The following is an 18,489-nucleotide window of genomic DNA, read 5'->3' as shown; positions in this document are numbered from 1 at the left end:
GCCGGCTCAGCCCGCTGGTCACACTCGTCACCGGGTGCCCTTCGCGGCGAACTCGGCGACGCTGTCGGCGTTGTCCTTGGTGATGAAGGCCGGGCCGGTGAGGACGGGCGCGGTGCCGCCGCCGCTGACGTTGCCGTTGGTCCGGTAGAGCCAGAGGGAGTCGACGGCGAGGTAGCCCTGAAGGTAGGGCTGCTGGTCGACGGCGAACTCGATGGTGCCGTCCTGGACGGCCTTGACCAGCTCCCTGTTCAGGTCGAAGGTCGCGACCTTGGCCTTGCTGCCCGAGTCGGACAGCGACTGCAGGGCGGTGAGCGCGATCGGTGCGCCGAGGGTGACGACCTGGTCGATGGAGGAGTCCTGAGTGAGCTTGGCGGTGATCGTCGACTTCACGGACGGCATGTCGGTGCCGTTGACGTAGAGGATGTCGGTCTTGCCGCTGAAGCCCTTCTTCAGGCCGGCGCAGCGGGCCTCCAGCGCGACCTGGCCCTGCTCCTGGATCACGCAGAGGGCGTGCTTGGCGCCCAGCTTGTTGAGGCGTTCGCCGAAAGCCTCGCCCGCGATGTTCTCGTCCTGGCCGAAGTACTCGAGCATGCCGAGCTTCTTCCAGTCGTCCACCCCGGAGTTGAAACCGACCACCGGGATGCCGGCCGCCGTCGCCTTGGCGACCACGTCCTTCATGGCGTCCGGCTTGGCGGCGGTGAGGGCGATGCCGTCGACCTTCTGGTCGATGGCGTTCTGTACGAGGTTGGCCTGGTTTCCGGCGTTGGGGTCGCTGGAGTAGACGAGCTTGATGTTGTCCTTCGCGGCGGCGGCCTGGGCGCCCTTGCGGATGAGGTCCCAGAAGGTGTCACCGGGGGAGGCGTGGGTGACCATGGCCACGGTCATGCGGGGAGTGGAGGCCTTGCCCGCCGAAGCGGCGGCTGGGCCGTCCTCGGACTTCTTCCCGCCGGAGCTGCTGGAGCAGCCGGTGGCGAGCAGGGCGCCGGCGACGACGACCGCGGACAGGATGACGGATCTGTGATGTCTGTGCATGTCCCTCGCACCTCACTGTGCTGGTCAGGGTGGTTAGTGCTGGATGGGGTGGAACGGCTTCGGGAGGGGTGGAGCGGCTTGGGGAGGGTGGGCTGCCTTCGGGAGGGTGGGCCGGTCGTCGGCGGGCCGGATGCGCGGCGAACGCCGCTGATCGTGGCCCGGTGACACGCAGGTCCAGGTCAGGCGGCCAGTTCCTTGGTGATGCGGTCGAGCATGAAAGCGGAGGACTCGCGGGCGCGTTCCTCCCAGGCGAAGACGCAGGCGGTGGCGACGCCGTCGAAGCGCAGCTCGCGCAGGGTGCCGAAGAAGGCGTCCCAGTCGACCTCGCCCTGGCCGATGTCCAGATGCTGGTGGATACGGGCGGGGGTGCCGGGCGGGTTGAGGATGTACCGCAGGCCGGAGGAACCCTTGTGGTTGAAGGAGTCGGCGATGTGCACATGCTGGAGCTTGTCGCCCGCGTAGCGCATCATCGCCGCGATGTCCGCCGTCGGATCCGCTCCGGAGAGATGGAAGGAGTGCGGGGCGCAGTAGAGGTAGTTGACCCAGGGCCTGTTGATCGCGCGGACGAGGTCCACGGCCGGGGTGTTCTCCTCGCAGAAGTCGTCCGGGTGGGCCTCCAGGTTGAGGGCGATGCCCTCGCGCTCGAACAGCGGCAGCAGCTCCTCCATCGAGCGCCAGAACGCGGCCTCGCTCTCGGCGGCTCGCTCGGGACGGCCGTTGAACTCCGAGTTCATCAGCGGACATGCGAGGTCGGCGGCGATCTCGATCATGCGCTTCCAGTAGCGGACGGCGGCCTGCCGCTCGGTTTCGTCGGGGGAGGACCACTTGTACAGCGGCAGGACGGAGGACAGTTTGACGTCGTGGGTGCGCAGGGCGGTCTTCAGCTCGGCGATCCGCCCGTCGTCCGCGCGCGGGTGCACGAAGAACGGCATGAAGTCGTCGCGGGGCGACAACTCGATGTACTCGTAGCCGAGTTCGGCAACGGTGCGCACCATGGCGTCGATGGGCAGGGCGCGGAACATGTAGGGGTCGAGGGCGATCTTCACGCGGTGCCTCCGTACAGGGCGGGTCGGGGCTTCATGTCGACGGTGACGACGGCGCCGTCGGACTCCAGGGAGCGGACGGCGGCGTCGGTGATGACGGTGGCGGCGTAGCCGTCCCAGGCGGAGGGGCCGGTGGGCTCGGCGCCTGCCTCGACGGAGGCGATCCACTCGCGGAACTCGGTGTCGAAGGCGTCGACGAAGCGGGCCTTCCAGTCCTGCGGCACGGCGGTGCCGTGCCGTCCGGCGCCGCGGACGGCGACGGTGGCCGGGTCGGGGAGCCGGACCAGGCCTTCCTCGCCGACGGTCTCGCACTGGATGTCGTAGCCGTACTGGCAGTTGACGAAGACCTCGAGGTCGATGCGGACGCCGTTCGCGGTCTCGAAGTACATCAGTTGCGGGTCCTGGAGGTGGTCGAACCGTTTGCGGGTCGCGCGCGGGGTGATCACCTGGGCGGAGACGATCTCGTCGTCGAGCAGCCAGCGCAGCACGTCGATCTCGTGCACGGCCGTGTCCTGCGCGGCCATCCGTGAGGTGTAGGAGTCCGGGACGGTGGGGTTGCGGTGCGCGCAGTGGACGATCAGCGGGTTGCCCAGGGCGCCGGAGGCGAGGACCTCCTTCATCTGGCGGTAGCCGGTGTCGAAGCGGCGCATGAAGCCGACCTGGACCAGGCGGCGGCCGCGGGCGCGTTCGGCCTCGACGACGCGCAGGCAGTCCTCGGCGGTGGTGGCGAGGGGTTTCTCGCAGAAGACGGGCTTGCCGGCGGCGACGGCGGTGAGTACGTGTTCGGCGTGGGTGGGGCCCCAGGAGGTGACGAGGACGGCGTCCACGTCGGGGGCGCCGATCAGGTCGGCCCCGGTCGGCAGGGCGGAGGCGCCGACGCGGGCGGCGACCTCGGCGGCGCGGGCCTGGTCGATGTCGGTCACCGCGGTGACGGTGGTCCCGGTGACGACCTCGGTGAGTCGTCGTATGTGGTCCTGGCCGATCATTCCGGCGCCGATGACACCTACACGGACGGTCATGTCGAATCCTTGTGGACGGAGAGTCAGGAGAAACGGGCGCGGAGTTCGGCTTCCAGGGTTTCCAGGGAGCGGCCCCTGGTCTCCGGGACGCAGCGGTTGACGAAGGTGAGGGCGGCGACGCCCGCCAGGACGAACAGGAAGAAGGTGTTGGAGATCCCGATGCCGGACACCAGGGACGGGAAGACCAGCCCGATCGCGAAGTTGGTCAGCCACAGCACCACGGCCGCGACGCCCATCCCGAAACCGCGCATCCGCATCGGGAAGATCTCCGAGAGCATCAGCCAGGTCACCGGCGAGATCGCGCCCTGCTGGAAGGCGAGGAAGGTGACCGTCATGGCGAGCACGGCGTAGGCGCGGCCGTCACCGGAGGGCAGTACCAGGGAGAAGACTCCGATCAGCAACAGGGCGCTGGTCGTACCGATCTGACCGATCATCAGCATCGGTCGGCGGTTGACGCGGCCCAGCAGCCAGATGCCGACGAAGGTGGCGAGCACTGAGATGACGCCGTTGGCGATGTTCGCGGTGAGGGCGCTGTCGGCGGCGAAACCGGCGTCGGTGAGGATCTGGGTGCCGTAGTACATGATCGTGTTGACGCCGGTGATCTGCTGCACGATCGCGATCCCGAAACCGACGAACATCAGCCTGCGCAGCCACGGCGTGGTCCTCAGGTCCTGCCAGCCGCCGAGTTTCTCCCGCCCTTCCTTGACGGCGAGCGCGGAGACCTCGGCGATCTCGGCCTCGGCCCGCTGCCGGGACCGGACCTGCCGCAGGACGTCGAGGGCCTCGCCGTAGCGGATCTGCGAGGCCAGCCAGCGCGGGCTCTCCGGCATCACCAGCATGCCGAACCAGAGCACCACGGCCGGGACGGTGGCGAGAACGAGCATCCAGCGCCAGACACCGCCGGACTCGCCGCCGACCCGGGCGATGATCGCGTTGGAGGTGAAGGCGAGCAACTGGCCGCTGACAATCATGAGTTCGTTACGGGTCACCAGTGCGCCGCGCCGTTCGGCGGGGGAGACCTCGGCGAGGTAGACGGGCACGGTCACCGAGGCACCGCCGACCGCGAGGCCGAGCACGAACCGGGCGGCCACCATGACCGCCGTGTTCGGCGCCAGCGTGCAGCCGAGCGCGCCGACGAAGAAGACCACGGCGAGGACGAGGATCGTACGGCGCCGTCCGCGCGCGTCCGAGAGCCGCCCACCGGTTACCGCGCCCAGGGCCGCGCCGAGGAGGAGCGAGCTGGTGACCATGCCCTCGGTGAAGGGGGTCAGACCGAGGTCGTCGGTCATGTACGGCAGGGCGCCGTTGATGACGCCGGTGTCGTAGCCGAACAGGAGCCCGCCGAAGGTGGCGATGACGGTGATGAGGCGTAGCCGTCGGGAGACCGCCGGCGGGGTGTCATCGGTTGTGGAAGTGGTACGGGTGTGGGTCGCGTCGTCCCTGACGTCCATGGGCGCCTCCTAGCGGTCGAGAGTCGGGCGTCGGGTACCCGTCAGCCCGCAGCCGACCAGGTGCTCACGGGTGCTGACCGCGATGGGCAGCGGCACACCGGGAGCGCACGGGTACAGGTCCTGCTCGACGATCACGAACAACTCGGCGTCGAGCAGGGCGAGTTCGGCGACCACGTCGGCCGGGTTCGGCACGCCCGCGGGAGGCGAGACGCACACCCCGCGCCTGACCGCCTCGCCGAAGGAGAGGTCCTCGGCGGCCACCTGGGCGAGGATCTCGGGGTCCATCTGCTTGATGTGCACGTAGCCCACTCGCTCACCGAACCGGCGGATCAGGTCGAGGTTGTCGCCACCGCCGTAGGCCACATGACCGGTGTCCAGGCACAGGTTGGTGTAGCGGGAGTCGGACTCGTTCAGCAGCCGCTCGATCTCCGGCTGGGTCTGGAGGTGGCTGTCGGCGTGCGGATGGATGACGAGCCGTACGCCGTACTCGTCGAGGAGCAGTCTGCCCAGCCGGTCGGCGTTGTCGCCGAATCCGGCCCACTGCTCGGCGGTCAGCTCGGGCGGCTCGGTGAACGCGCCGGTCTTCTCGTCCCGGTACATGGGCGGGATGAGGACCAGGTGGTGGGCGCCCGCGGCGGCGGTGAGGGCGGCGACCTGACGGACATGGGCGAGCGTCTCGCCCCACGCCTCGGGACGGTGCAGCGCGCCGAACGCGGTGCCGCCGGAGACCCGCAGCCCACGGGAGTCCAGCTCCGCCGTCAGCCGCTCGGGATCCGTGGGGAGGTAGCCGTAGGGCCCCAGTTCGAGCCACCGGTAACCGGCCGCTGCCAGCTCGTCGAGGAAGCGGGTGTACGACACCTGGTGCTCGTCCTCGGGGAACCAGACACCCCAGGAGTCGGGGGCGGAGCCCAGGCACAGGTTGCCCGCGATGGTGCGGAGGGTGGATGGCGCCGTTGCCATGTGGTGTGTCCTTTGCCAGGAGGGGCGGGGACTTCAGTCGGACGTGGCTTCAGTGGGAAGGGGGCGTTTCTGCCCTGGCGCGCTCTACTAGCGCGCTCTAGGCAAGTACGATGAGCCCTGTCCAAATGTCATGTCAATAGCTTGTTGCCGGGGGATTTCGCGGTCGGCCGTAAGGTGGGGCGCGTCGAAGGGTGAGGTTCACTGGTGGATGCGTCAGCCAAGCAACGGCCCACGATGGCGGACGTCGCCGCGAAGGCGGGGGTGTCCAGGGCGCTCGTGTCGATCGTTTTCCGCGGCCGGCCGGGGGCCAGCCAGGAGACCCGCGAACGCGTCCTGCGCGTGGCCGACGAGATCGGCTACCACCCCGACAACGCCGCCCGGCTGCTCGCCCGGGGCCGCAGCCGCACGCTCGGTGTGATGTTCACCGTGCACCAGACCTTCCACTCGGACCTCATCGCCGGCATCTACCCCGAGGCCGAACGGCTCGGATACGACGTCCTGCTCTCCGCGGCGACCCACAGCCGGGAGGAGGCCAAGGCGATCGAGGCGCTCCTCGGCCACCGGTGTGAGGCGGTGATCCTGCTGGGCCCCGACGCGGAGGCCGCCTACCTCGACGGGCTGGGGCGCCGTACGGTCACCGTGTCGGTCAGTCGCCGAGTGCCCCACGCCCACGTCGACTTCGTGCACTCCGCCGAGGGCAAGGGTGTGCGGCAGGCCATGGACCACCTGGTCGAGCTGGGGCACCGTCGGATCGTGCACGTCGACGGCGGCCGGGGCCCCGGGTCGGCCGAGCGGCGGCGTGCCTACCGGGCCGCGATGCGCCGCCACGGGCTGCAGTCCGAGGCGCGGGTCATCCCCGGGGACCACACCGAGCAGTCGGGCATCGAGACGGGGGAGGCGCTGCTGGCGGAGCGTGACAGCGGGCAGCCCCTGCCGACCGCGGTCCTCGCGGGCAACGACCGGTGCGCGTGGGGGCTGTTGATGTCACTGACGCGGGCGGGGGTGGATGTTCCCCGGGACATGTCGGTGGTCGGCTACGACGACAGTCATCTGTCCCACCTGATGCCGATCGGACTGACCACGGTGCGCCAGGACGCGTTCCTCATGGCGGAGCACGCGGTGCGCTTCGCCGTGGAGCGGCTGGAGGGCGGGGACACGGCACCGCGGGAGGCCGTGCTGGACCCGAAACTGGTGGTCAGGGGAACCAGCGGACCGGCCCGGGAGTCCCAGGTCTGAGCCGCGTGGTCCGACCACGATCGTGGGAGCAGGTCCGTGGTCAGAGGTCGAGCACCAGCCGGGGGCCGCAGGAACGCGAGACGCAGATCAGCATGGTGTCACCAGCGGCCCGCTCGTCCTCGTCGAGCAACGAGTCCCGGTGGTCCGGCGTACCGTCCAGCACGTCCGTCTCACAGGTGCCGCAGGTGCCCTCCCGGCAGGAGAACAGCACCGGGACCCCGGCGTCCTCCACCACTTCGAGCACCGACCGGTCCGCCGGCACGGTGAGCGTGCGTCCCGACCGGGCGAGCACCACGTCGAAGGCGTTCGACGGGGCGCCCCCGGACGTCGGCGGGGCCGGGGCGAACCGCTCGACGCCCAGCGTGCCGGCGGGCCAACCCGCGCACTGCTCCTGCGCGGCACGAAGCAGCGGCTCGGGACCGCAGGCATGCACCAGCGTGCCGTCGCGGGGCTCCCCGAGGAAGCCGGCGAGATCCAGCAGGCCGTACTCGTCCTGCGGCCGGATCAGCACCCGGTCCCCGTAGGGCGTGAGGCGGTCCAGGAACGCCATGGAACGGCGGGTGCGCCCGCCGTACAGCAGTCGCCAGTCCGCTCCCGCCGCTGCGGCGGCCTCCACCATCGCCAGGATCGGGGTGATGCCGACCCCGCCCGCGATGAAGAGATGACGCTCCGCCGCGCGCAGCGGGAAGGTGTTGCGCGGCCCGCGCACCCGGACGGCCGAGCCCTCCGCGAGACGGTCGTGGACGTACGAGGAACCGCCGCGGCTCTCCGGTTCGCGCAGCACGGCGATCTGCCAGACCGCGGGATCGGCGGAATCCCCGCACAGCGAGTACTGGCGGACGAGGCCGTTGTCCAGCAGCAGGTCGATGTGGGCGCCCGGCGCCCAGGCCGGGAGCGGGCCGCCGTCAGGGCGGCGCAGTACCAGGGACACGACACCGTCGGCGGCCTGAACGCGGGCGTCCACGACGAGAGTTGCCTCGTCGCGGTCCGTCGGGGTGGACCGGGGAACGTCGAAGGCCCGGGGGGCCTGGAGCGGCTGGCTGGTCATGTGCGTCAACCTGAGTCTCGTACGGGTGGGATGGGGGCAGTGGTGGCCGGCCGGCGCGGCGTGCGCGGAGCCGGTCAGCCGCGCGGTACGTGCAGCAGGAGCGCGTCGCCCTGACCGCCGCCGCCGCACAGGGCGGCCGCCCCGGTGCCGCCCCCGCGCCGCAGCAGTTCCTGGGCGAGGGTCAGGACGAGCCGGGCGCCGGTCATGCCGACCGGATGGCCCAGGGCGATCGCGCCGCCGTTGACGTTCACCTTCTCCAGCGGGACGCCGAGTTCCCGTACGGAGGCCAGGGCCACCCCGGCGAACGCCTCGTTGATCTCGAAGAGGTCGAGGTCGGCTGCCTTCAGGCGGCCGTCGCGTGCCAGCGCGTCACGCACCGCACCGGCCGGCTGGACGAGCAGCGAGGGGTCGGGGCCCGCCACGGTGCCGTAGGCGCCGATCTCCGCGAGCGGGGTCAGACCCTCCCGGCGGGCACGGTCCGCGCTCATCACCACGACGGCCGCAGCCCCGTCGGACAGCTGCGAGGCGTTGCCCGCGGTGATCGTGCCCTCGGCCGAGAAGGCGGGCGCCAACCGGCCCAGGCTCTCCGCGGTGCTCTGCGGCCGGATGCCCTCGTCGGCCTCCACCACCGTCTCGCCCCGGCGCCCGGCTACCGTGACCGGCGCGATCTCGGCGGAGAACGCGCCGGACTCCTGCGCGTGGTGGGCCCGCCTGTGCGACAGGGCGCTGTACTCGTCCTGTTCGGCACGGCTGAGCGCGAACGGCTGCTGGTAGCGCTCGGTGGCGGCGCCCATGGGCACCCCGTCGAAGGCGCAGATCAGGGCGTCGCGGTCGAGGGCGTCCTCCACGGTCGCCGCCCCGTACTTCCAGCCGGTGCGGGACCCGCGCAGCAGGTGCGGGGCGCCGGACATGGACTCCATACCGCCCGCGACGACCACCTCGTGGCGTCCGGAGGCGACCATGAGGTCGGCCAGCGCGATGGCGTGCAGCCCGGACAGGCACAGCTTGTTGACGGTGCTCGCCGGTACCGCGAACGGGATGCCGGCGCTCACGGCGGCCTGCCGGGCGGTGTTGGGACCGGCGCCGGCCTGGACGACATGGCCCATCACGACGGCCTCCACGGCAGCCGGGTCGAGCCGCGCCGCGGACAGCGCGGCGCCGATGGCCTGTGCGCCGAGGTCGGCGGCGGACAGGCTGCTCAACCCGCCCAGGAGCTTGCCGATGGGCGTTCTCGCTCCGGCGACGATGACGGAACCGGGCATGTCCGGTGCCTCCTGAAGGGTGTCGATGGGGAAGGGGCGGCGGGAACGGGAGGTCAGCCGACCGGGTCGGCGGCGCGTACCGCGACCATGTGGGCCGTCTCGTTCACGGAGTGCAGCACGATCCGTCCGCCGGGCATACGGCGCACCCTGCTGACCGAGGTGTAGCCGGGGTGGAACCAGAACATCCGGGGTATCTCGAGCACCGTCGCCAGATAGGTGTTGGTGATGCCGCCGTGGCACACGGCCGCGATCCGCTGTCCCGGATGGGCGTCCAGCATGGTGTTCATGGCTCGCACCGCCCGGCCCCGGAAGGCGTCCCAGTCCAGGTCCGGTACGAAGTCCTCGTACCGCCCCTCGGAGAGCGCCACCGACCGGGGGTCGTCCACGTTGATCTGCTCCGGCGGTGTGTAGGGGTGCGAGACGTCGGTGTCCCACTCACGCAGGTCGTCCAGCACGGTCGCCGTCATGCCCGTCAGCCGTTCGAGCGGCGCCACCGTCTCTCGGGCCCGCCGGAACGGGCTGGTGTAGAGGGCGTCGATGCCCTCCTCCGCCAGCCACGGGGCGAGGCGCTCGGCCTGGGCGGTGCCCTCCGGCGACAGTCCCGGGTCGAACACGCCGGCGACGGGCAGGCCGTGCCGGACGAGCAGAAGTTCCGTCATGGGTGATCCTTCACAGGGGAGGACGGGCGGGCCGGACTCAGCCGGCGATCGTCCGGTCGGAGTTCCAGTAGGGGCGGCGCATCGCGCGCTTGTCGAGCTTGCCCATGGCGTTGCGGACGAGTGCGGGGACGACCTCGTACGACTTCGGGCACTTGTAGGCGGCCAGCCGCTCGCGGCAGAACGTGTCCAGTTCCTCGTGGGTCGGCGCGCTCCCGTCCCTCACCACGACCAGGGCCCGCAGCGACTCGCCGAAGTCCCGGTCGGGCACGCCGATGACCGCCACGTCGGCCACTGCCGGGTGCTCACCCAGCACCGCCTCGCTCTCCGCCGGGTACAGGTTCACCCCGCCGGAGACCACGACGTCCGCGGCCCTGTCGGTGATGAAGATGTAGCCGTCCGGGTCGACATAGCCGATGTCGCCGAGGGTGAAGACGCCCGGGGCGACGTAGGCGGCCTTGGTCTTCTCCTCGTCCGCGTGGTAGCGCACGCCGCGGCCCTCGGGTGCCCGGAAGGCCAGCAGTCCGAGTTCCCCGGCGGGCAGCGGACGACCGTCGTCGCCGGTCACCAGGACGTCGAAGGGCGGCTGGACGCGCCCCACCGAACCGGGGTGCTTGAGCCACTCGGTGCTGTCGATGCGCGCCACCGTGCCCGCCTCGCTGGCTCCGTACGACTCGGTCAGCACCGGACCGAGCCAGTCGATCATCGCCCTTTTGACCTCCGGCGGGCAGGCGGAACCGGTGTGCGAGACCTGGATCAGGCTGGTGACGTCGTAGCGGGCACGTGTCTCCTCCGGCAGGGCGAGCAGCCGGGTGAAGTGGGTCGGCACCATCACCGACGAGGTCACCCGTCGGCGCTCCACCTGGTGCAGGAACGTCTCCGCGTCGAACCGGCCGAGGATCACCACGGGTCGGCCTGCCGCGAGGTGGCGCAGCGAGGTGAGCGGCCCGTTGTGCTGGAGCGGCCCGCACACCAGATGGGGGCCCGGCGGGAAGCCGGGGCGGGCGGCCACCGCCTCCAGGTAGGCGGCGCTGTCGGTCACCGGGCCCCGCACCCAGCGCACCTCCGTGCCCCGGGCCCGTCCGGTGGTGCCCGAGGTGTAGACCAGCGGTGGCCGGGCCGGGCGGCCGACGGGCACCGGTACCGGCTCGGCGCCCGCCAGCCACTGGGCCCAGTCGATGGCGTCGTCCTTGGCGGGCGTCCCGTGCACCACGACCGGGAGACCGAGTTCGGCGCCGGCCTGCCGGGCGGCCGACTCGCCCGCCGGGCCGCTGATCACCGCCCTCGCGCCCGCGTCGGCCAGCAGGTCGACCAGCTCGCGGGCGGTCAGCTGCCGGGACGCGGCCACCGTGCCGACGCCGGCCCGCAGCCCGGCGAGATGGCTCACCATCGTCGCCACGGCATTGTCGCCGAGGACGGCGACGCGGTCCTGCGGCCCGGGCGCGACCTCCAGCAAGCGGCCGGTCAGGCGGGCCACCTGATCGGCCAGCCGGGACCAGGACAGGTTCTCCGTGTCGTCGGCCAGGGCGGTCGCGTCCGGCAGCTCGCGGGCACGCACGTCGAGTGGCTGTAGGGACATCGATCCTCCGGCGGTCCTCGGTTCGTCCTCTCCCCGGCTCCAGCGGGCAACCCCGTCTGCCCATCGGCCGACAGGTGGGAGAGTCGACGCCAAGACTGTAGCGTTTATCAAGAAAGTACGGAACACTCTGATCCGAGTCGGAGGCACTCTCCCTTGTTGGGCAGGTGTGGTCCCCCCGCGCAGAGGCTCTGTTACTGAAGCAACCATCTGGTAAGTGTCAGCGGGCGCGTGCCATCCGGTGAGCCCGTTCGATGAGTTCCGTTCGATGAGTTCCGTCCGGACACGTGTGCCGAGGAGGTCGCCATGTCCCAACCGAAGGTGGACGAGTGGCGGGATGAGGTCCGCCAGTGGCTGGCCACCGCGCTGGAACGCCGGCAACCCGCCGAGACCACCGGCGACGGTGCCGCGGATCTCGCCGTCTTCCACAACCTCCCGGACGACGAGGAACGACGGCTGCTCGACCGCTGCCGCGCCTACCAGCGAGCCCGGCACGACGCCGGCTACCAGGCCCTCACTCTCCCGAAGGAGAACGGCGGCCAGGGCCTGACCGCGGCCCACGCCGCCGTCTTCGCCCAGGAGGAGGCGGCGTTCGACGTGCCGCCCTCCACCGAGCTGATCAGCGTCACGGTGCGGCTGGTCGCCATGGCCGTCTCCCTCTTCGGTACACCCGAGCAGCGCGAGACCTACGCCCGCGCCTTCCTCCGTACGGATCTGCTGGCCTGCCAGCTGTTCAGCGAACCCGGCGCCGGGTCCGACCTGGCCGCGCTGCGCACCCGCGCACGTCCGGACGGCGAGAGCTGGGTGATCGACGGCCAGAAGGTGTGGACGTCGGGCGCCCAGTTCGCCGACCACGGCCTGCTGCTCGCCCGCACCGACCCGGACGTCGTCAAACAGGCCGGCCTCACCGCCTTCCTGGTCCCGATGGACAGCCCGGGAGTGGAGATCCGGCCCATCCGTCAGATGAGCGGCGGCGCCTCCTTCAACGAGGTCTTCCTCAGCGGCGTACGCGTCCCCGACGAGCTACGGATCGGACGCCCTGGCCAGGGCTGGGAGGTCGCGAACGCCACCCTCGCCTTCGAGCGCACCGCCTCCGGCTCCGGAAACCGTCGCAAGGGCGGCACCTTCGACGACGTACTCGCCCTCGCCCGCTCGCTGCACCGGACCGAGGACCCCCTGGTACGCCAGCGGCTCGCGGACCTGTACGTACGCGGCGTGCTGCGGGCCGCCACCGTGGACCGGGTCGCCCGGGCGAGTGCGGCCGGCGGGCGGCCGGGCCCCGAGGCGTCGCTGACCAAGCTCATGGCATCCGACCTGCTCACCCGCACCGGGCAGGTCGCCGCCGAGCTGATGGGCGCCCGGATCAGCGCCGACACCGGGGAGCCGGGCACCTTCGCGTGGACGGAACACCTGCTCGGGGCCCCCGGCTACCGGCTGGCCGGCGGCACCGACCAGATCCAGCGCAACCTGATCGGCGAGCGGGTGCTGAAGCTGCCGGGGGAGCCACGGGTCGACCGGGTGCCGTTCTCCGAACTGTCCGGCAACTGAACCCGACACCGGACGCATTCTTACAACGAGGAGAGAAAACGATGGATCTGGGACTGACAGGCGCGAAGGCGCTGGTGACCGGTGGGAGCCGGGGCATCGGCCGGGCGATCGCCACCACCCTGGCCGCCGAGGGCTGCGCACTGGCCCTGTGCGCCCGCGGCGAGGAGGCCCTCGCCAAGGCCGCCGCCGAGCTGCGCGGCGAGGGCACGACCGTGTTCGCCGAGCCGGTCGACGTCACCGACCCGGCCGCGCTCGCGGGCTTCGTGGAGCGGGCCGCCGGTGAACTCGGCGGCCTGGACCTGCTGGTGTCCAACGTGTCGGCGGGCAACGTCAAGGGCCCCGAGTCGTGGGAGGCCAGCCTGCGCGGCGACCTGATCCCGTTCGCGGGACTCGTCGAGGCGGCCCTGCCGTACCTGGAGGCCTCCGACCGGGCCGCGGTCGTGGCCATCGGCACCACCAACGCCTCCGACACCGCCCGCCCGGCCGGAGCCAACTCGTACTCCGCCATGAAGGCCGCCGTCGTCCAGCACGCCTCCGCACTCGCCCACGCCCTCGCCCCGAAGGGCATCCGGGTCAACACGGTCTCGCCCGGCCCGATCGACTTCCCCGGCGGCGCCTGGGAGACCATCCGCACCAGCCGCCCGGAGGTGTACGAGGAGGTGCTCGCCAAGCTGCCGATCGGCCGCTACGGCACCGCCGAGGACGTGGCCGCGGCGGTGGCGTTCCTGCTGGGCGTGACCGGGTCCTTCTGCGTCGGTGTCAACCTCGTGGTGGACGGCGGGCTGCTGACCCGCGTCCAGTACTGAGCCGTGGCGGGCCCGGCCGGCCGCCTGGACGCCGTACTGGTCTGCGGCGGCAGATGGCACGACTTCGACTACGCGCGGCTGCGTCTGCTGGACCTGCTGGGCGGGCATCCCCACGTCCGCACCACCGTCCACCAGGACTACGACTGCCTGCCCGACCTGGAGCGGGCCGACCTGCTGGTGACCTACACCTGCGACGTGCGGCCCCGCCCGTCCCAACGGGCCGCGCTGGCACGGTTCGTGGAGCGGGGCGGGCGCTGGCTCGCCCTGCACGGCACCAACTCGGTGATCGAGGCGCCGGCCGCCGGCCGGCCCCGGGTGTTCACCACCCCGCGGCTGCTGGGGGACCTGGCGGGTGTGCTGGGCAGCCAGTTCCTGGCGCACCCGCCGATCGAACCGTACGAGGTACGGGTGACCCGGCCGGACCATCCGCTCGTCGAGGGCATCCAACCGTTCACGGTGGCCGACGAGTTGTACGTGTGTGAGCTGCACGGGGCGCTGGAGGTGCTGCTGCACGCCGAGTACACGGGGCCGTGCCGCGGGTTCGCCGAGGGTGACACGGCGGCGCTCGACGACGCGCCCCGTCCCGTGCTGTACCTCAAGCGGAGGGGGCTCGGCGAGGTCTGCTACTTCACCCTCGGCCACTGCCGTGGGCGGTACGACGTGCAGGACCTCGGTGTGGACGACACCGGGCGGGTGGATCGGGGGCCGTGGGAGACACCGGAGTTCCTGACGGTGCTGGGGCGGTGTGTGGAGAGGGTGGTGGGGGTACGGAGCCCGGCACGCAGCTGAGCGAAGACGGGGTGCCGCGAGGGGGTTCGCCCCCGCCGCCCCTACCCGTCCCGTACCTGGGGGCTGCCGCCCCCAGACCCCCGCTTCGGCCCTGAACGGGCCTCGTCCTCAAACGCCGGACGGGCTGAATGCAGCCGGTCGGGCTGAATGCAGCCCCTCCGGCGTTTGAGGAGCGGGGTCTGGGGCGGAGCCCCAGAAGGACGGGACGGGACGGGACGGGTAGGGGCGGCGGGGGCGAAAAACCATGGCCGCGTCCCCCCTCAGCCCTGCGGCAGCACCACCGCGCGGCCCTGGATCTCCCCGGCGTGCAGGCGCTCGTACGCCAGGGGCGCGTCCTCGATCGAGAAGGTCTCGACGTGGGAGGAGACAAGGCCCCCTCGTGCCAGGTCGATCACCTCGATGAGCTCCCGGCGGCTGCCCCAGTAGGGGGCCGAGGCGGACACCTCGAACGGCAGACCGCCGCCGAAGCCGACCTGGAGGGTGCCGCCGCCGATGCCGACCACGGACACATCGCCCTCCGTCGCCACCGACGCGGCGGCCACCGCGAGGGTCGCCTCGGCGCCCACGAAGTCCAGCACCACCTCGGCACCCGTGCCGCCGGTCAGCTCCCGCACCCGGGACGCCGCGGCGCCGTCGGAGAGCACCGTCTCATGGGCGCCGACGGCACGCGCGAGCTCCAGCTTCTCCGCGCTCACATCCAGGGCGACCACCCGGACCGAGGTCAGGGCGCGCAGCAGCTGTACGGCGAGATGGCCCAGCCCGCCGACGCCGATCACCACCGCCGTGGCGCCCGGCACCAGCTTGGGCAGCGAGGTGCGGATCGCGTGGTACGGAGTCAGCCCCGCGTCGGTGAGCGGGGCGGCCTGCACCGGGTCGAGGCCGTTCAGCGGCACCAGATGGCGGGAGGAGTCCACCACCATGTACTCCGCGAGAGCGCCCGCAGCACCCAGCCCGGGCGGCATGATGCCGAGCCCGGCGGCGTGCGGGCAGCAGTTCTCCTTGCCCTCCGCGCACTTGCGGCAGCGGCCGCAGCCCCACGGGCCGTACACCGCCACCTCGTCGCCCTCCGCCACGTCCGTGGCGCCGCTGCCCAGCGCGACGACGGTGCCGACACCCTCGTGCCCGAGCGTCATGGGCAGCGGATACGGGAACTGCTCCTCGGGCCAGCTCATGACCGCCAGGTCCGAGTGGCACAGCCCCGCCGCCGTCACCTTCAGCAGCACCTGGCCAGGGCCCGGCTCGGGCACGGGAACCTCGACGACCTCCGGCGCGGCGCCCACCTTCCGGTACTGAACTGCCTTCATGTCAGGCCTCCTTGTCGGGGATGGATACAGAGCCGCCTGCCGCGGAACCCGCGCCGTGCTGGGGCGGTTTCCGCCGCCGCAGCACGGTCGGCAGGGCGATCCGTCCGCCGGTGAGGACGAGCGCCACGATCAGCACCGAGCCGGTGAACAGGCTCGCGGCCCACTGCGCGCTGGTGGCGAGCCCGAGTCCCGTGATGCCGGTGCCGAGCAGGAGGACCGCGATCACCGTGCCCCAGGCGTTGAAGCGGCCCGCGCGCAGCTGGGTCGCTCCGACGAAGGCCGCCGCGTAGGCCGAGAGCAGATACGGCGTGCCGGCGCTGGGCGACCCGGACCCCACCGAGGAGGCGAAGACCACGCCGGCGAAACCCGCCAGCAGCGCGGACGTCACCAGCGTCAGGAAACGCAGCCGGTCGGTGCGCACCCCCTGCAGACGTGCGGCGTCGGCGTTGAAGCCGGTCGCGTACAACCGCCGCCCGGTCGCGGTGTGTTCCAGCAGGAACCAGATGGCGGTGGCGGCGAGGAGCAGATACAGCACCGGCAGGGTGATGCCGCCGGCGTCCAGTTGGGCGATGCTCGAGAACGGCTTGGCCAGCAGTTGCACGCCGGTGATCGAGCTGTCGTTGGTGACCATGGTGATCAGTGACTGGATCAGCGCGCCGGTCGCCAGGGTGGCGATGAACGAGTCGACCCGCAGCACCACCACCACGAGTCCGTTGACCACCCCGACGAGCAGGGCCGCGGCCATCGCCAGGGCGATCGCGGTCGCGGGGCCTAGGCCCGTGGAGACCAGGAAGTGGGCGGTCAGCACACTGGTCAGCGACATGGTGTAGGCGACCGACAGGTCGAACACGCGGGCGGCCAGCGGCAGTACGACACTGAGCGCCACCAGTCCGGCCACGGCGTTGCCGTTCAGGACCTGCTTGACCGTGGTGACGGTCGGGAACGTGTCCGGCGCCCACACGGAGAAGATCACGGCGATCAGCAGCCACACGTAGACGGCGCCGACGTTGCGGAAGGACAGGGCGGCCACCGCCCGCCGGCCGAGCGCGCCCGGTGTCCCCACGGCGGGGCTCGCGGGCTCGTCCGGTCCGGCCGGCCGGAGCTCCGCGGCCCGGGTCGGGGTGGATGTCATGTCACTCGGTTCCTTCCATGGCGTGGAGCAGCGCGGCCTCGGTGATGTCCCGGCCGCTGATCTCCCGTACGATCCGGCCGTCCCGTACCACCAGGACGCGGGTGCACAGCGCGAGCAGGTCCTCGGTGTCGGACGAGGACACGATCACGCCCATGCCGTCGTCGGCCTGACGCTCGATGAGGTCGTACAGCTGGAGGCGGGTGGCGATGTCGACGCCCGCCGTGGGTTCGCACAGCACCAGCACCGCGGGCTGCTGGGCCAGGCAGCGGGCCATGACGACCTTCTGCTGGTTGCCGCCGCTGAGTGTGGTGATCCGGGCGCCGCGGCCCGCTGTGCGCACCCCGACCCGCCGGATCCATTCCTCGGCGAGTGAGGCCTCGCGGCGCCGCTGCAGCCGTCCGGCCCGCGCGCGCAGCCTCTCGAGCAGCGGGAGGGTGAGGTTCTCCCCGACCGAGAAGTCGCCGATCACGCCCTCGGCGGCCCGGTCCGCTGGGACCAGCGGAATGCCCAGACCGCGCGCGTCCCGCGCGTCGACCCAGCGCCGGGAGCTCTCGGGTGCCCGCACCTGGCCGCGCACGGGACCTCCGTACGCTCCGCACACCGCGTACGGCACGGCCTCGTGGCCGGAGCCGACCAGGCCGGTGATCCCCAGTCGCTCGCCCCGGGCCAGGGTGAAGCCGACTCCGCGCAGCGGGCCGGCCGACAGGTCACGGACCTCCAGGACGGTCTCGGCGGGGTCCGAGGGCGGCTGTGGACGGTGTTCGGTCTCCATCTCCTCGCCCGCCATCAGCTCCGCCAGCGAGCGAGGGGTGAGTTCGGCGACCGGGCGGGTGGCGATCCGGCGTCCGCCGCGGATCACGGTGACCCGGTCGGCCAGCGCGAAGATCTCGTCCATGCGGTGCGAGACGTACAGCACGCCCGCACCGGCGTCGCGGATCTCCCGCACGATGTCGAAGAGCTGGGCCACTTCCCCCGGCGGCAGCACGGCGGTCGGCTCGTCCAGGACCAGAACGCCGCGCCGGCCCTCCCAGCCCTGCAGGGCGGCGGCGATGGCCACCACCGCCCGCTGCACGGGAGTGGCCGTCGACAGGGGACGGCGTACGTCGATCCCCAGGCCGAACCGCTCGACCAGGGCGGTCGTCCGCCGTTGCATCTCCGACCAGCGGATGTTGCCGAACGCGGTACGGGCGAAGCCGCGGCTGAGCGCGAGGTTGTCGGTGGCGCTCAACTCGCCGACCAGCCCCAGCTCCTGATGGACGAAGCGGAGCAGGTCGTGCCGTGAACCGGTGACCGGCCCCAGGTCGAAGGGCTCACCGTCGAGTTCGGCGACCGCGCCGGGCTCGGCGTGGTGGTAGCCGGCGAGGATCTTGATGAGGGTGGACTTGCCGGAGCCGTTGGGTCCGATCAGTGCGTGGATCTCGCCGGGCGCGATGTCCAGGTCGACGTCCCGCAGCGCCTGGGTTCCGCCGAATCGCTTCGACAGCCCCGACACCCGCAGCACGGGCCGGTCCCTCGCCTCGGCCCGGGCCGCCCCGCGCACTGACTCGGCCGGCTCGGTCGTCTCCGTTGACGTGTCAGCGTGCACCGCTGCTCCATCCGTCGAATGACGTGCCGCCGGCACACTGCC

General features: G+C 71.8%; 16 protein-coding genes. 4 read left to right on the top strand and 12 right to left on the bottom strand.

Annotated elements, in window-relative coordinates; translation table 11 throughout:
* Positions 1–27 precede the first annotated feature (27 nt).
* From ABZ027_RS11390 to ABZ027_RS11370, 5 genes are all read right to left on the bottom strand, one after another.
* Positions 28–1,032: a sugar ABC transporter substrate-binding protein gene (locus ABZ027_RS11390; protein ID WP_356766804.1), complete on the bottom strand. Its 1,005-nt coding sequence runs from the start codon at positions 1,030–1,032 to the stop codon at positions 28–30.
* A gap of 179 nt (positions 1,033–1,211) precedes the next feature.
* Complete coding sequence (locus tag ABZ027_RS11385) at positions 1,212–2,078, bottom strand: sugar phosphate isomerase/epimerase (RefSeq protein WP_356766802.1); 867 nt, start codon at positions 2,076–2,078, stop codon at positions 1,212–1,214.
* A complete protein-coding gene (locus ABZ027_RS11380) occupies positions 2,075–3,094 on the bottom strand; it encodes a Gfo/Idh/MocA family oxidoreductase (RefSeq protein WP_356766800.1) in 1,020 nt (339 codons plus the stop codon). The genes ABZ027_RS11385 and ABZ027_RS11380 overlap by 4 nt, the downstream gene beginning before the upstream one ends.
* 23 nt (positions 3,095–3,117) lie before the next feature.
* The gene (locus tag ABZ027_RS11375; protein ID WP_356766798.1) at positions 3,118–4,545 is read right to left on the bottom strand and encodes a sugar porter family MFS transporter; all 1,428 of its coding nucleotides are present in this window, start codon (positions 4,543–4,545) and stop codon (positions 3,118–3,120) included.
* A 9-nt stretch (positions 4,546–4,554) separates the two neighbouring features.
* Positions 4,555–5,505, bottom strand: coding sequence for a TIM barrel protein (locus ABZ027_RS11370; protein WP_356766796.1), 951 nt, complete (start codon positions 5,503–5,505; stop codon positions 4,555–4,557).
* 234 nt (positions 5,506–5,739) lie between these two features.
* On the opposite strand from ABZ027_RS11370, the gene ABZ027_RS11365 reads away from it, so the two are divergent.
* A complete protein-coding gene (locus tag ABZ027_RS11365; protein WP_356766888.1) occupies positions 5,740–6,741 on the top strand; it encodes a LacI family DNA-binding transcriptional regulator in 1,002 nt (333 codons plus the stop codon).
* Between the two features lie 40 nt (positions 6,742–6,781).
* Here the strand turns inward: ABZ027_RS11365 and ABZ027_RS11360 are convergent, their stop codons facing one another.
* From ABZ027_RS11360 to ABZ027_RS11345, 4 genes are all read right to left on the bottom strand, one after another.
* On the bottom strand, positions 6,782–7,789 hold the full coding sequence (locus ABZ027_RS11360) for a PDR/VanB family oxidoreductase (protein WP_356766794.1): 1,008 nt from the start codon (positions 7,787–7,789) through the stop codon (positions 6,782–6,784).
* 74 nt (positions 7,790–7,863) lie between these two features.
* On the bottom strand, positions 7,864–9,051 hold the full coding sequence (locus ABZ027_RS11355) for an acetyl-CoA C-acyltransferase (protein WP_356766792.1): 1,188 nt from the start codon (positions 9,049–9,051) through the stop codon (positions 7,864–7,866).
* Between the two features lie 53 nt (positions 9,052–9,104).
* Positions 9,105–9,710, bottom strand: a complete 606-nt coding sequence (locus ABZ027_RS11350) for a histidine phosphatase family protein (protein WP_356766790.1) — start codon at positions 9,708–9,710, stop codon at positions 9,105–9,107.
* 37 nt (positions 9,711–9,747) lie between these two features.
* Positions 9,748–11,286: an AMP-binding protein gene (locus tag ABZ027_RS11345; RefSeq protein WP_356766788.1), complete on the bottom strand. Its 1,539-nt coding sequence runs from the start codon at positions 11,284–11,286 to the stop codon at positions 9,748–9,750.
* Positions 11,287–11,589: 303 nt separating this feature from the next.
* Between ABZ027_RS11345 and ABZ027_RS11340 the strand changes: the two genes are divergently transcribed.
* From ABZ027_RS11340 to ABZ027_RS11330, 3 genes are read left to right on the top strand one after another with little or no spacing between them, the layout of a single operon-like run.
* On the top strand, positions 11,590–12,831 hold the full coding sequence (locus ABZ027_RS11340; protein WP_356766786.1) for an acyl-CoA dehydrogenase family protein: 1,242 nt from the start codon (positions 11,590–11,592) through the stop codon (positions 12,829–12,831).
* A gap of 41 nt (positions 12,832–12,872) precedes the next feature.
* Complete coding sequence (locus ABZ027_RS11335) at positions 12,873–13,637, top strand: SDR family oxidoreductase (RefSeq protein ID WP_356766784.1); 765 nt, start codon at positions 12,873–12,875, stop codon at positions 13,635–13,637.
* A 3-nt stretch (positions 13,638–13,640) separates the two neighbouring features.
* Positions 13,641–14,426, top strand: coding sequence for a ThuA domain-containing protein (locus tag ABZ027_RS11330; protein ID WP_356766782.1), 786 nt, complete (start codon positions 13,641–13,643; stop codon positions 14,424–14,426).
* Between the two features lie 260 nt (positions 14,427–14,686).
* Here the strand turns inward: ABZ027_RS11330 and ABZ027_RS11325 are convergent, their stop codons facing one another.
* The 3 genes from ABZ027_RS11325 to ABZ027_RS11315 are packed head-to-tail and all read right to left on the bottom strand — an operon-like array spanning position 14,687 to position 18,447.
* Positions 14,687–15,730 carry an NAD(P)-dependent alcohol dehydrogenase gene (locus ABZ027_RS11325; RefSeq protein WP_356766780.1) on the bottom strand — a complete coding sequence of 348 codons (1,044 nt, stop codon included), beginning with the start codon at positions 15,728–15,730 and terminating at the stop codon, positions 14,687–14,689.
* 1 nt (position 15,731) lies between these two features.
* Entirely contained in the window at positions 15,732–16,862 is a 1,131-nt protein-coding gene (locus ABZ027_RS11320; RefSeq protein ID WP_356766778.1) for an ABC transporter permease, read from the bottom strand.
* Between the two features lies 1 nt (position 16,863).
* On the bottom strand, positions 16,864–18,447 hold the full coding sequence (locus ABZ027_RS11315) for a sugar ABC transporter ATP-binding protein (RefSeq protein ID WP_356766776.1): 1,584 nt from the start codon (positions 18,445–18,447) through the stop codon (positions 16,864–16,866).
* Between the last annotated feature and the right edge of the window lie 42 nt (positions 18,448–18,489).

The sequence above is a fragment of the Streptomyces sp. NPDC006332 genome, assembly GCF_040612855.1.
GTDB lineage: Bacteria > Actinomycetota > Actinomycetes > Streptomycetales > Streptomycetaceae > Streptomyces.
Note: the sequence above shows the minus strand (reverse complement) of the source record. Positions and strands in the feature narration are given on the sequence as shown.